The organism is Anaerobacterium chartisolvens (genome assembly GCF_003337415.1).
GTDB lineage: Bacteria > Bacillota > Clostridia > Acetivibrionales > DSM-27016 > Anaerobacterium > Anaerobacterium chartisolvens.
Genome location: NZ_QPJT01000049.1, coordinates 1 through 14,392, shown reverse-complemented (window position 1 = coordinate 14,392; position 14,392 = coordinate 1). Strand labels below are relative to the sequence as shown.

Genomic DNA, 14,392 nt, shown 5'->3' with positions numbered 1-14,392 from the left:
ACACACCCGTTCCCATACCGAACACGGCAGTTAAGCTTCTCAGTGCCGATGATACTTGGCTGGTGACGGCCCGGGAAAGCAGGTCTCTGCCAGATTTATATCAGGCCTCTTTAGGGTTGCTCTCTAAAGAGGCCTGTTTTCATATATAATGTATAATAACTTTTAAAAGGTGCATTTTATTTAAGAAATGTGTCGTAATGTTTCTTTACAAAAACGGCTCAAAGTATTAAAATAGATGAAAGTGTGAAATTTTAAACAATTATAGGCCGTAAAATAAAAACTTTTATCGGGTAGGTAGGGATAATGGACAAAAATGATATTATTCGGAAAATTTTGCAGCTAAAGAAGGAAAAGGATGCTGTCATTGTGGCGCATAACTATCAGGTGGACGATGTGCAGGAAATTGCGGATATGGTCGGAGATTCCTTTGCTTTGAGTAAGTATTGTTCATCGGTTGACTCTCAGGTTATTGTTTTTTGCGGAGTGCATTTTATGGCTGAAAGCGCCAAAATATTGTCACCGCATAAAACGGTACTTTTACCGGAGGCCGACGCAGGGTGCCCTATGGCGGATATGGTTACGGCGGAGGCTTTGAGGGAGGAGAAAAGAAAATATCCTAATGCGGCGGTGGTGTGTTATATAAATTCCACGGCTGAGGTGAAGGCCGAAAGTGATATATGCTGCACCTCTTCTAATGCTCTCAAGATTGTGGAGGCGATAGATAAAAAGGATATTATTTTTGTACCTGATCAAAACCTTGGAAGTTATATAGCTAAGGCCGTCCCTGACAAGAATATTATTCTATGGAAGGGATTTTGTGTTACTCATCATAGGGTTAAAGTAAGTGATGTACAGAAGATAAAAGAGCTTCACCCTGATGCCCTGCTGCTTATACATCCTGAATGCAGACCTGAGCTGGTGGATATGGCGGATTTTGTAGGGAGCACCAAGCAAATAATTGATTTTGCTTATAAGTCCGAAGCTGAAAAGTTTATTATAGGTACGGAAATGGGAGTTTTGTACAAATTAAAGAAGGATAACCCTGACAAGATGTTTTATCTCATGTCTCCGGGCTTGCTATGCCCAAATATGAAAAAAACTTCTTTAAGAAGCATATATGAGGCTCTGGACAAAATGCAGAATAAAATTGAACTGGATGAGGATATAAGATTAAAAGCCAAAAAAGCCCTTGATAGGATGCTTGAGATAGGGTAATGAAAGAAGGAGTCCATTTTGGATAATTATAGGTACTTGAGGGACTTTAATTCTGCTGAAATTGAAGCCGAACATTATGATATTATTATAATAGGAAGTGGTATTGCGGGGGTATATACGGCACTTGAAATGCCCGATAATTACAATATTGCAATACTTACAAAGGAGACAATAGATATAAGCAATTCTGTTCTGGCTCAGGGCGGCATAGCTGTGTCTCTGGACAAGGGAGATTCTCCCCAGTTGCACTTCAACGATACTATCTATGCAGGCGCCGGCCTGTGTAATACCGAGGCTGTATGGGTTCTGGTCAATGAGGCAGCCGAAAATATAGAATGCCTTTGTAAGTTTGGAGTAAACTTTGATAAAAAAAGCTCCAATGAGCTGTCCTTAACCCGCGAAGGAGCCCATAGCATGAATAGAATAATCCATGCCGGAGATACTACGGGAAAAGAGGTATGCGATAAGCTTATATCAGAGGTAAGGAACAAGCATAATGTAAAAATAAAAGAAAGAACGTTTGCGATAGACCTTCTGACGGAGGATAAAAAGTGTGCGGGCGTATTGGCGTATGATGAGGACGAGGGCGTATGCAGGATATACCTGTCAAGCATGGTAATATGTTCGACCGGGGGCTTCGGGCAGATTTACAATAATACTACAAATCCTGAAGTCGCTACAGGCGATGGTGTATGCATGGCGTATAGAGCCGGTGCTGAGCTGACAGATCTGGAATTTATTCAGTTTCACCCCACCGTGCTATATCATCCTGAAAACAAAAATTTTCTTATATCAGAGGCTGTCCGAGGAGAAGGGGCTCTTCTTAAAAACATAAAGGGCGAGAGGTTTATGCCCGCATATCATGAGCTTAACGAGCTGGCTCCCAGAGATGTGGTTTCAAGAGCCATATTTGCTGAAATGAAAAAGACAGGGTCGTCCTGTGTATATCTGGACATAACCTTTAAAAGCAGGGAGTATCTTGAGAATAGGTTTCCTAATATATATAAAACCTGCTTAGGGTATGGAATAGATATATCCAAAGATTATATACCCGTATCCCCTGCCGAGCATTATTGCATGGGGGGAATAAAGGCGGATGTCTTCGGAAGGACGTCCATAAAGGGATTTTATGCTTGCGGAGAGGCTGCTTGCAATGGCATACACGGCGCTAACAGGCTTGCAAGCAATTCCTTGCTTGAGGGTTTGGTATTCGGACACAAAATAGGCGATGAGGCGGCAGCAATATTAAAGGAAAGAACAACTGCATGTAATTCCATGTCCTTTGCTTCGGACCGTAAGGAAAAAAATTTGGACATTGAAAGCATAAAAAAGCAGACACAGGATATAATGACGGCATATGTAGGTATTTTAAGGGACAAACAGGGGCTTTCATATGCGAGGGAAAAAATAGATGAGTTTTACAAGCTTGCTTTTGACATGAAGAATAAGGGAGTTAAAGACTTTGAGCTGCAGAATATGCTTTTGCTTTCAAGGCTTGTTATAGAAGCGGCTCTTGAAAGAGAAGAGAGCAGGGGGGCGCATTTCAGATCTGATTTCCCCGACACCGACGATGTGAACTGGAAAAGACATATAGTAAAAGGAGTAGAGAAAAATGCTTGATAAAATGTATATTGATAGGCTTATAATGACGGCGCTTAAAGAGGACATGCCTATGGGCGATATAACGACCGACAGCCTGATAGCATCTTCGGCAGTTTCCAAAGCACAACTGATAGCAAAGGAAAACGGAATAATAGCAGGACTTGACGTAGCCAAAAGGACTTTTGCTTTTTTAGATGAGGATATTAGCATTGCTCTGAGCTTCAAAGATGGGGATTTTGTAAAAGCAGGACAAATAATTGCCGTTATAGAAGGCAATACAAGGGCAATTCTGAAGGCCGAAAGAACCGCGCTGAATTTTTTGCAAAGGCTTTCAGGAATTGCAACTAAGACAGGAGAATTCTGTGAAAAAATAAAGGATTTGCCTGCAATAGTTGTAGATACCAGAAAAACGACCTGCGGGCTCAGAGTTCTTGAAAAATATGCAGTAAGAGCAGGAGGCGGTCAAAATCACAGGTTCTGTCTATCGGACGGTGTTTTGATAAAAGATAATCACATAAGGGCGGCCGGAGGAATAAAAAAAGCTGTGGAAACAGCCAGAGGGCATATACCGCATACTATAAAAATTGAAGTGGAAACCGAGACAATAGCTCAGGTTAATGAAGCTCTCGAAGCAAGGGCCGATATAATAATGCTTGACAACATGGATTACGAAACTATGAGAGAGGCTGTAAGGCATATTAATAAAAGGGCTTTGGTAGAGGCTTCGGGAAATGTAAGCTTAGACACCATTTATGATATCGCGGCGTTAGGAGTGGATATTATATCGGTAGGGGCTTTAACTCATACTGTAAAGGCATTGGATATAAGCTTGAGGTTTATTTGAGCTGTGAGGCAATATTGTTAAGGTGTTAGGTTGTAAAGACGACTTGTGGATAAAACGGAAAGATATCCACAAGAAAATAAGCATTTTTACACAATTACATAATATAAAACTGGTTAACCCTTATGGTATAAGGGTTTGAGGAGTTAATAAGTTTACAAAAGATATCCACATGCGTGTGGATATCTTTTACCGTATTTTTTGCTTATTTTTTTTGTATAGGGTATGGAAGCTGCTGATTCAGCATCGTCTGGAGCTTTTCAAACACTTTTTTATTGCTGAGTATATTTATATGGTTGGTGCCCTCCGCAAAGTTTCCCTTTAAAAGATTATCGAAGTTCAAGCTGGTTTCTCCTACAAAAAACACCTCGGTATTTATGTTCCACTCCTCCAGAGAAGCACTTTCGGGGCTCACTACTTCATCATACTGTCCCACGATGCTTCCTGTCTGAATGGTGTTGTTCAGTCCATTATTAAGCATGGAAGGGAAAACCTTTGTTAAAAGAGCATTATCAGGTATCAGATCCTTTATGCCTTGATCCGAATAGTATTTTGCGCCTATTGGAGCCCATGGAGATCCTCTGTGAGGTGTTGAGATAAATATAATCTTGTTTACATCATGCTCTAGTATATAGTCACTGCTGCAGGTATAGTATCTTGCCACCAGGCCTCCCATGCTATGGCCTATCAAATCGAACTTCTCAACCTGTATCCCCTTTGACAGGCAGAGAGCCTTTGTTTCCTTAAGAAAGCTGTCCAGCCTTGAGGAAGAGTCAACCACGCCGTTGCTAGAATCATAGTTAAAAAGGCTGCAGTTAAAGCCTTGCGACGAAAGATACTCGTTAAGGTTCTCAAAAACATAACCACCCGCTCTGTACCCATGTACCAGAACAACGGGATTGCGCGTGAGGCTTATGCTAAGGGAAGAGGCTGAGTCCCCGTTACGGATTTCAGCCTTCAGAATTACCCGAGGGTTCCCTTCCTCGAAAAGATTATTGCTATAAGAGGGAGGGATATATTTAACAATACATTCTCCGTTTTTATCGGTTCTGGCTTTTAAAGGCATTATGCTGCCGATATCGGTATCCTTTAAACCGGAGGCCTCAACCGAGAAGGCTACGAGTGCTTTATTTACGGGGAACCCCTCACCGTCACGCACATCAGCTTTAAGAATGAGGCTGTTTGAAGGATCGCAGGCCAAAAGCTTTACGGAGGGATTTACAAGACGCAGGCTTAGCTTAAGCTCAGATTTTTTAACCGCCTCATATTTTATATAATACATTAATTCCTGAAGGCTTACAAAATTATGCATAAAAATGATAAAAATTATCAGCAGAGAAAATATAAAAATAATGAGCCTCTGCCAGGATCTAATAATCATCTGCATCAATCCTTTTTAAAAGCATTTATGTATACAGGATGCAATAAATATGTATATATGTAGCGATAAAGATTTTACATGGAGGATATGACTTGATGTAAGCAATTATATCCTCTATGTTTGTAAAATCTTTATCGCGTCCTATATAGTTATATTATATCACCGAGCGGGGACTTATATAAAATAATTTATTGTGGGCAAACTAAAGCTTGATGCACATTAATACAAAGCCGGTGCAATTAATTATATAAGGAGATGATATTTTATGAAGGTAAGGGATATAATGACAAGAGATATCGCTTATGTAAGTCCCACAAGTACGATAGCAGAAGCAGCGCAGCTCATGCAGAAGCATAATGTGGGCTCGGTTCCCGTCTGCGATCAAAGCGGAGTTGTGGGCATAGTGACAGACAGGGATATAGTGGTAAGAAATGTCGCGCATGGCACAAACCCTCAGAATACGGCAGTGAAGGATGTGATGACCACGCAGGTTGCCACAACCTCGCCCGACGTGGATATAAATGACGTATCTCATATAATGGCACAAAATCAGATAAGGAGAATTCCCGTTGTGGAAAATAAAATGCTTGTGGGAATGGTGGCATTAGGAGACATGGCCTCGGATAGGAGATTTGATACTGAGGCGGGAGAAGCCTTAAGTGAGATAAGCAAGCCTTCAAAGCCTGTGTAGAGATAAAAAGGTCATTAAATCATACAGCCTGTTTAAAGCGTAAAAAGCCGAAACAGAAGGGAGAGCATCAAAACGGGCTCTCTCTTCTATATTTAAGCTCATGGATTTGTATAGGGCTATTTGCACATTATATAATCATTATATAAAATATAATTTATGAGTATTTTAAAATAAATCAATTAATAGTGTCAAAAAAATGTAACAAACTTAATTGAATACAAATCACACATGGTTACGGAGCCGAGGGTTTCAGAACGTAATAAAATATAGCTCGTTCCTACACCCACCAGTATTCCGCTCCTGTCGGTAAGAGTATTTGTTCCTATAAGAAAATCCACTCTTACACGCTTGCCTATCTGGGTTTTCAAAAATCCTGCGGTAAATTGAGGACTTTGAAGTGTCTGGGTAGTCTGGCCGGCAAGCGATGATGAGGGAGGAAGGCTTGGTGTTCCTCCGGGAGCGGGACCTAACGGCATACCCGTCGGAAGCGAGGGAGGAGGATACATGGATGCGGAGGGAGCGGTATGCCCGTACATTCCCTGAGACATTTGCATACCTCCGGGAGCCGGCATTTCTGAAAAACCTTGTCTGAAATAATTGTTCATTGTAAAGCTCCTTTCTTTAATTTCAATACTTATTATGTCTGCCAGTAAAGGTTGGTAGGAAAATAAAAGCAGTGCTCACGCACTCTGTTATAAAGGCTTCCTGAGCCATTTCGAGGGAAAACGGCTTCACAGGAAGGCATAAAGGGATTGTAGTACCATAGGCATTCATCCACGCCCACAAGCTTATTTCCTGATAGTGCCCAATCTGCTACATCATAGTGAATTTGCTCAGGATCGCTTATCCAGATTGTCTGGGGATTTACCTCGCCGTAAACCAAGCCCATAACACAAGTAAACTCACCCGGCTCTTCTATCGCTCTTCTCAAGCTGCCCTGCACCGTTCTTAGGTATTGTCCCCCCGTTACATGCACCCTGTTCATTATGACGGTAGCCACAGCCTTCATTCCTGCTTCTCCCTCTCCGCCTGCTTCACATTTAATCAGTCTGGCAAACAGCTCTCTGTCTGAGTAAGGCATATAATAAAAACACCTGCTTCGTCGTGAATTTCATACTACAGTATATTAACATAACCGATAAAAGGTAACCTCAACAAATAAAACAGCAAATTTGAAAAGAAAAGTTGAAGGCTTCGGCTTTGAAAAAACAGGAAATAGTGTTTGTAAATTTATATTCTCAGATATGCATATACTAATAGCGTTGCTAATAAATTCAGGCAGGCAAAGCCTGTCTATTTTAAGGAGGCGGTAGTGTTTGAGTAGACACAAAGGAATTATGTCGGAGGCCCTTAAGGCGGAGATAGCTAAGGAGCTTGGAGTCTATAACACGGTTGAGTCCGAGGGTTGGGGCTCCGTATCATCAAGAGATTGCGGAAATATAGTTAAAAAGGCCATAGAAATGGCTCAAAGGAGCATCGACAGAGGATAAGACAAGCCACCGTTAGCAAACAAAGGCCGGCGCAATGCCGGCCTTTAAATATGCACATCTTTCGTGAATGTTGTCTTTAAAAATTTTGGGTGATATAATTATAGATGCTTGATATAAAAAATATAAATAAAAGGATGCTGCTCCATGGAAGATAAAATCTTTGATTTGATGAGCAAAATGTATTGGAAACTCACCGATTTCAGAAAAGAAGCAAAGCAGGGCATAAAAATACAGGTCATAGAGGGATGCCGGAAATAGGCATCTTTAATATTTCCCGAGGCTTAAATCCTTATGAAGGGCAGTATTCCCAGCAATTCATTGATATATTCAACAGTTTGTTTCACTACTGTTACAATTTCTTTACACTTAAAATCAATTTATTGACTCTAAAAAATCCCGATGATATAATGGGTTTGAATTCAAGATAGGTGCAACTCGCTTATCTTGAGGAAGCAGTAAAAATAGATTGGGTTATACAAAAGCGGAGTGGGCGTAACCTGATCTTGAAACTAGTTTGGGCCTACTACCAAAAAATTACAAGGAGGATTTGAGAGCATGAGAAATCTCAAAAAGTATTTGGCAGTAATAGTAGCTATCGCTGTTATGATGACAGCTATGATACCTGCTTTCGCAGAGGAAGCAACAACTACTATACCTGCCGACGCAAAAATTTGCGCAGACCTTGGAGTCCTCAAGGGTTCTGGTGACGGAGTTACAGTTGAATACCTTGCAGGTTCCGTTGACAGAATGCAGGCTGCACGTTTGTATTTAAGATTAAAGGGCCTTGAAGCTGAAGCTTTGGCCACAGATGAAGACGCAGAGAGCTTCCCGGATGCAGATGAAACAAACGCAGACGGAAGGAAGATAATGGCTTACCTCAAGGCTCATCCTGAGCACGGCTTTGCCGGCGGGGCAAGCGGAAACTTTGGACCTAACGACCAGATGGAAGCTCAGCCTTATTACAAGGTACTGCTTACCGCTCTTGGTTATGCACAGAAGAATGAGGCTGGTGTAGGCGACTTTGCTTATGCTGATACTCTTACTTTTGCAGCATCCAAAGGTCTTTCAAAGGTTGCAACTGTAACAGACTTTACAAGAGCTGACTTCGCTACTGCTTCAGTAGAAGCATTGAAGGCAACTGTAAAGGGCGGAACAAAGACTCTTGTTGCTACTCTGGTAGACGCAGGAAAAATTGACAAGGCCGCTGCTATAGCTGCAGGCTTGTATGTAGATGTACCTGCTACCTTCGAGGTTGCTTCGGTATCGGCTACAAACCTTAAGGAAGTAGTTGTAGTATACAATCAGGCGGTTGACAAAGCTTCGGCAGAAACTGCAAGCAAGTACAGAATAAACAATTCGATACAGGTAGATAGTGCATCGCTGGCTGATGACGGCGTTACCGTTACCGTTTCATTAAAAGACGGAAATGTTGCTGGTTCTACTAAGTTTGTCAATCAGAAGGAATATGAAATAGACATTAAGAATATAAAGGTTGCTGACGGCTCATCCACATCCAGCTTTGATGATATAAAATTCACTCCTAAGGATGTTGGGGTTCCCTCAGTTACAGAGGTTAAGTCCCTTGGAACCAAGGCTTTGAAGGTAACCTTCTCAGAACCCATGAACAAGGTTACAACCTCAATGTTCAAGCTTGACGGCAAATCCTATGTCGGTTCTATAACCTTTGACAGCGGAGACAAGAGTGCTACTCTTAAGCCTTATAATTCTTCGACTACCATTGCTCCGGGAGCACACACCCTGACAATATCAGGTGCGGAGGACTTTGCTCCTTTAAAATCCGAGGAACAGGTTATTGACTTTGATGTGGTAGAAGACAAGACTGCACCGCAGATAGTTGAAGTTACAGCTACTCTTGAAAAAGCGGTTGTTACTTTTGACGAGGATGTAGATCCCGACACGGTAAGCAAGAACGATTTCTACTGGTTGTCAGGTACTGTAAAGAAATATCCTAACAGTGTAGAGGTTGATGGCGCTAAGGTTACCCTTAAATATAATGATGGAAACAGGTTGCCTGCATACACAATCACAATGTATATATCTGGAATATCTGATTATTCAGGAAACACTCTTTCTGCATCTGAGGTTTCCGTTACTCCTGCAGTTGATCAGTCAAGGCCAGAGGTATCAGATGTTGAGCTTGCTGATGACCAGAAGTCAATAAAGGTAACATACAGCAAGGATGTTACAGGAAGCAAAAGATCCGACTATTCCATAAAGGATAAGGACGGAGACACTGTAAGAATAAAGACCATAAATACTGTTGATGCTGACGAGTATACTATTGATCTTTATGAAGAGCTTCCCAGTGGGGATAACACCCTTACTATAAGCGGAGTTCAGGATAAGACTACATTAAATAATACAATGCTTCCGTTTACTACTACTGTTACCGCTGAAGATAAGAGTGCTCCTGAAATTACAACTGTAACAGGTAGTGTGCGTCAGATTATAGTGTCCTTTAATGAGGCAATGGATATAGAAACAATCACAGACCTTAAGAATTACACCATTAAAATGGGAACTACACTAAGGTCATTGCCTAGCGATACTGAAATTACTGCAATATCAAATGCTAAGGCTGCACTTATTGTGCTTCCGGAAAAGATAAGCGATGTCACGGTAAATGTTGGTGTTGCAGGGAATGTCACTGATATAATAGTGTTTGCTGTAGAGGATGTAGATGGAAATACTCTTAAGGCAGGTCACTATGGCAAAGAGTGGGATATTGATACAACAAATGTTACAACAAAAGCCTATGACGACGATACTGCAGAGCATGCTCTTTATGAAAAAAAGGATGTTATAAAGGTTAGAATGAGTCAGCCTATAGTTGATGCTAAGAAAGAGGCTTTCACAGCAACTTGGGCTGCAGGTGGAACTAATCCTGTAATAGACAGTGTTGATGTAGATAACGATTTGATTATTCTTAACTTTGCAGAGGGAGCCTTGGGTACAACCACAGATGGCTTGCGCCTGAGTATCACAAATGGAAGTAAGATAGAGACTGTTACTGAGGCTACTGTATCTACTGCTACTAATATAACTATAAAGGATAAGGTTGCTCCTGAGGTTGACCTTGACCTTGATGACAACCAAAAAGCTCCGGTAAGACAAGTTGCTGGTGTAACAACCATAGTAATTCCGTTTACCGAAGATATTACAAGTACTTCTGCTTCGGGTATCGCGGCTATCGCATCTTCTCTGGTAATTATAAACAATTCAGATTCTTCTGATCCTCTTGAAGCGATGGATGATTATCAGACAAGTATAGGAACTGGTGCTGACAGCAATAAGCTTATAGTAACAATTACACCGGACGTTATTGATGAAGATACTGACTTTACAGTAACTGTTAAAGCTACTAACTTAATTAAGGACGCAAGCGGAAACAGCTTTGCGGCTGATTTTGGAAGCTTTGAAACTGGAACAGCTCTTGTGAGTGGTCTTGATAAGACAGCTCCTGTAGCTACACTGTCTGGTACCTTAACTGAAGGTGACACAGTATTAACCATAGCATTTGATGAGAATTTATCTACTGCAACTAAAGCAATTACTGATTCTGCAGCTTTGATAACATTAAGTGGCGCGGCTGCTCCTGCTGATGCTTCGGGAACTGTAGCATGGGCTGGCAATACTGCTACTGTTACCTTGGCTAATGCTCTTAAAGTTGGAGCTTTGCAAATAGGTTTTGTAGCTGACGCTGTGAGCGATGTTTTTGGAAATGCAATTGCTACGACTACAAAGCTTAACGCTACTGTTGCTGCAGCAGATACTACTCCTGCAGTGGGTACTGCTAATATAACTGCTGGTACTGGTGTTACCTCCTTTACAATCAGCTTTAATGAAGCATTGGCATCAAGCACGTTAGCTATAACTGATATTGCTGATTTGCTTTCATCTATAACAAATGATGTTGGAGGTGCTGATGCTGCTGTATCAGTAGCATCATCTGCTCCATATGCTTCAGTAGCATGGAGTGGAACAGCAAATGCTCCTGTAGCGACAATAACAATAGCTGCGACTGATTTTGTTTCGGGCCAAGATGTTGAAATAGCATTTGCATCTGGTGCAGTGGTTGACTTGAACAACAATCCGACAACTGGTTCAGTTACTGTAACTATTGACTAAGTTATTTATTGTAGATAATTTAAAAAGACCCTCATTTATGAGGGTCTTTTTTTATCTGTAGTTGTATTTTCTTAAACTTTTTATTAACACTTCAAAAGTTGATTTACAAGGACAGTCCAAAAGTATATAATCAATCTATATACATATAAATAACATTTTGCAGGAGGGTAGAATGAAAAAATTAACGGTATTTCTGGCAGCACTGCTTACAGTGACAGGCCTTAACAGCATACCTGTACATATTGACGCTGCCCAAACGGACATATTATCCGTCGAGCAGACTCAGGACAAGGCGTTGATTCAGGCACAGCTTGATGAAAAACTTCGGTGGTATGAAGAGGACTGGGAGGATACTCTGGATGATGCCGGGAGGACGCAGGATCAGTTGGACGACGCTTCTGAGGCGGATGACGATATCCGAAGGTTCAGGAATTATCTTGCCACAGATGACTACAAAAACATGAGACTTGAGATAGATGATCCTGATAATATAGAGACTGCGCTTGGTTTTTTGTATCTGGAGGGGTATGTTAATCCCATAGAGTATATAGTTCTCAGTGAGACGCACGATACATATAAAATCCTTACATATTTTAATGATGATAAGGTGGTAAAGAGGTATTATGAGTATATTCTAGCCTTTTATCCTCAGAATATCGCTTCACCGGAGGATAAGATAGATCTTATTGAAAATACTCAAAATCTTATTCAAAAAACTGAGGCTGGTATAAAGCAGCAGAGGACTGCACTGGAGGGCGAAAAGGATCAATTGAGGGTGGATGTCTATAAGGCTTATACTGATTACATAACTGCGCTCAAGAGCATGGATAATGCTTCAAAAAATTTGCAGGCCGCCCAGAAGACATATGAGAATTATGAAAAAAAATATTCTCTTGGCGTTGTTTCAAAAACAGAGCTGATGGATGCACAGCTCCAGAGAGATACTGCTGAAATTGACAGCCAAGGTGCTCAAAGAAATGCACAAAGTGCGGAATTTGCATTGAAAAGCCTTATAGGAATGGATATGTCTCAAATCCTGAACATTGATAGAGATTTTGAGCCCGTAGAAATAGATAAAATAAGCTCGGTAAAGCTAATTGAGAATATGGAAAAGGACAATATAAACTTGTTTATATATAATGAAACAGTCGTAAAGCCGGCTGTTGCACGCTTTGATATTGCTCAGACCCAGACCTCAAAAAAGAGTGATCTCTATAAGGACTTAGAGGATGAAAAAAATAAGGCTGAGCTTGAATTTGCACAGATGAAGGATAAGCTGAAAACGGCTATTATTAGTCAGGTAAGAGGCATTAAAACTACTCAAAGAGCCATAGAGGATAATGTAAGGAAGCTGGAAATAATGGAGAGACAGAAGGAACTGCTGAAGCTTCAGGTAGATCAGGGTCTTGCTACAGACTTGGATTTAATGAAGCTTGAAAATGGATATAACACATTGAATACGGCTATAGAAAACATGAAATATGTGAAGGCATACCAATGGTACATGCTTCAGCATACTATTCTTTATTAGGAGGGGAGTTCTATGAAAAAAATTATACCGCTACTATTGGCACTTTGCCTTTTAGTTAGTTCCAGTTCAGTATTTGCTGATGACGGGGATGTGAGTAAGCTTACAGTCAATGACGTTGTGTCAAAGGCTCTGGAGTATGACCAGCAGGATCAGGTCAAGGCTATTGAGATACGCTTTAAAGGCGGAGAGGTGGAAGATGCTGTTAAAAATGCAGAAAATCCATATAGGACAGAGGCTGTGGAGAAGGAATATAAAGCCCTTTCTACTGTAAAGCAGAAGATTTGGAAGACTGTTATTCCCGATGAGGAAAGGTTTGCTCTTGAAAAGCTGAGAAAAGAATTTGAAATAAATAAAAAGCGGGTAGAGGCTGAAGCAGTATATCTGTACTACAAAGCGCTGCTTTTAAATGAAAGAACAAAGCTGCATGATGAGGAAAGGGCTTTTGCGGAAGAGAAATATAAAATATTGCAGGATAAATATAAGCTGGGTCAGATTTCTCAAGTTGCATTGAAGGATGGAGAGATACAGTATCTTCAGAAGGAATCCGATATAGCGGCAGAGCTGTCTGACAGAAATTATGCCTACGATGATCTTAAGGAAATTATGGGAGTAGAAGCAGGAGAGCTTAACCTTGCCTACGCGGAGGTAAAAGAAAGTACGCTTCCTGAGTATGCCAAAGAAGCTCTTGTTGACTTACTGAAAAAGAATGATCTGACTTATGTAGCTGCCTTAAAGGATCTTGAATTTAAGCAAAGAAGATATGATTTATATCAGAGTACAATAACCACAGGCATTGACAAGGAAAAAATTAATGCTGAGAAGGATTTATCGCTTGCCGGTATAGAATTGAAAAAGGTTGAGCGGGATGAAATAGTGGCTTCTTATGCTGAATACATGAGCCTGCAGAATGCAAAAGCAGATTTGGAAAAGCAGAGAAAGTCTCTTGAGCTTGAAAAATTGAAATTATCTCAGAACGAAGTAAAGTATAAGGCCGGAATGATACCTTCCATAGACTACAAAGAACCTATACTGGCCTATAAACAGGCGGAATTGAAGCTTAAGCAGGATATAAACGAATATAATTACAAGATATCAAGTTTTATGGTTAAGATAAAAGCATAGAACTGTTTACCACACTTTTAAAGTTAATAAAGCTTGAATAGCTGTCTCTTCGAAAATAGTAAAAGGCGGCATTCAGGCTTTATTTTGATCTGTAAATCATGTCATAAGAAATTATAAGAATCTTATATTAATATTTCTATACAAAAAAAGTAAAATAATAAATAATATTGTTGACTATCCAGAAAATTAATGTTATTATATGCCATAACACGCGTGTAAAATAATACAAAAAATAGTTATATGAAGGAGAATTGTATATGAAGAAAATATTATTGGGTGGGCGGTCAAAGTAAATGCAACCATTGACAGAGTAACTGGAACTGGGTAGCATTTAGTTATTCCGAAGATGGTTAGAAAAAGATTTAAAACA

At 40.5% G+C, this 14,392-nt stretch carries 11 protein-coding genes and 1 rRNA gene; 9 read left to right on the top strand and 3 right to left on the bottom strand.

The window, feature by feature from the left end; translation table 11 throughout:
• The 4 genes from rrf to nadC form a co-directional block, all read left to right on the top strand.
• Window positions 1–95 (top strand): 5S ribosomal RNA (gene rrf / locus DFR58_RS21150); the annotation flags it as partial.
• 208 nt (window positions 96–303) lie between these two features.
• A complete protein-coding gene (gene nadA / locus DFR58_RS21145) occupies window positions 304–1,215 on the top strand; it encodes a quinolinate synthase NadA (protein ID WP_114300394.1) in 912 nt (303 codons plus the stop codon).
• Between the two features lie 18 nt (window positions 1,216–1,233).
• Entirely contained in the window at window positions 1,234–2,835 is a 1,602-nt protein-coding gene (gene nadB, locus DFR58_RS21140) for an L-aspartate oxidase (protein ID WP_114300392.1), read from the top strand.
• On the top strand, window positions 2,828–3,661 hold the full coding sequence (gene nadC, locus DFR58_RS21135) for a carboxylating nicotinate-nucleotide diphosphorylase (RefSeq protein WP_114300390.1): 834 nt from the start codon (window positions 2,828–2,830) through the stop codon (window positions 3,659–3,661). The genes nadB and nadC overlap by 8 nt, the downstream gene beginning before the upstream one ends.
• Window positions 3,662–3,863: 202 nt before the next feature.
• Here nadC and DFR58_RS21130 read toward each other — a convergent pair whose 3' ends face one another.
• Window positions 3,864–4,970: an alpha/beta fold hydrolase gene (locus DFR58_RS21130; RefSeq protein WP_207659313.1), complete on the bottom strand. Its 1,107-nt coding sequence runs from the start codon at window positions 4,968–4,970 to the stop codon at window positions 3,864–3,866.
• 334 nt (window positions 4,971–5,304) lie between these two features.
• Between DFR58_RS21130 and DFR58_RS21125 the strand changes: the two genes are divergently transcribed.
• A complete protein-coding gene (locus DFR58_RS21125; RefSeq protein ID WP_114300385.1) occupies window positions 5,305–5,730 on the top strand; it encodes a CBS domain-containing protein in 426 nt (141 codons plus the stop codon).
• Between the two features lie 188 nt (window positions 5,731–5,918).
• Here DFR58_RS21125 and DFR58_RS21120 read toward each other — a convergent pair whose 3' ends face one another.
• Together DFR58_RS21120 and DFR58_RS21115 are read right to left on the bottom strand one after the other, a co-directional pair.
• The gene (locus DFR58_RS21120) at window positions 5,919–6,335 is read right to left on the bottom strand and encodes a hypothetical protein (protein WP_114300383.1); all 417 of its coding nucleotides are present in this window, start codon (window positions 6,333–6,335) and stop codon (window positions 5,919–5,921) included.
• Between the two features lie 32 nt (window positions 6,336–6,367).
• Complete coding sequence (locus DFR58_RS21115; protein WP_114300381.1) at window positions 6,368–6,811, bottom strand: cell wall hydrolase; 444 nt, start codon at window positions 6,809–6,811, stop codon at window positions 6,368–6,370.
• A gap of 235 nt (window positions 6,812–7,046) precedes the next feature.
• Here DFR58_RS21115 and DFR58_RS21110 point away from each other — a divergent pair, with 235 nt between their 5' ends.
• The 4 genes from DFR58_RS21110 (at window position 7,047) to DFR58_RS21095 (ending at window position 14,022) form a co-directional block, all read left to right on the top strand.
• Entirely contained in the window at window positions 7,047–7,220 is a 174-nt protein-coding gene (locus tag DFR58_RS21110) for a small, acid-soluble spore protein, alpha/beta type (protein WP_114300379.1), read from the top strand.
• Between the two features lie 555 nt (window positions 7,221–7,775).
• Window positions 7,776–11,369 (top strand): Ig-like domain-containing domain, encoded by a 3,594-nt coding sequence (locus DFR58_RS21105; RefSeq protein ID WP_114300377.1) that lies wholly within the window; start codon window positions 7,776–7,778, stop codon window positions 11,367–11,369.
• Between the two features lie 172 nt (window positions 11,370–11,541).
• The gene (locus tag DFR58_RS21100; RefSeq protein ID WP_114300375.1) at window positions 11,542–12,900 is read left to right on the top strand and encodes a TolC family protein; all 1,359 of its coding nucleotides are present in this window, start codon (window positions 11,542–11,544) and stop codon (window positions 12,898–12,900) included.
• 12 nt (window positions 12,901–12,912) lie between these two features.
• Window positions 12,913–14,022: a TolC family protein gene (locus tag DFR58_RS21095; RefSeq protein ID WP_114300373.1), complete on the top strand. Its 1,110-nt coding sequence runs from the start codon at window positions 12,913–12,915 to the stop codon at window positions 14,020–14,022.
• Window positions 14,023–14,392: the final 370 nt, after the last annotated feature.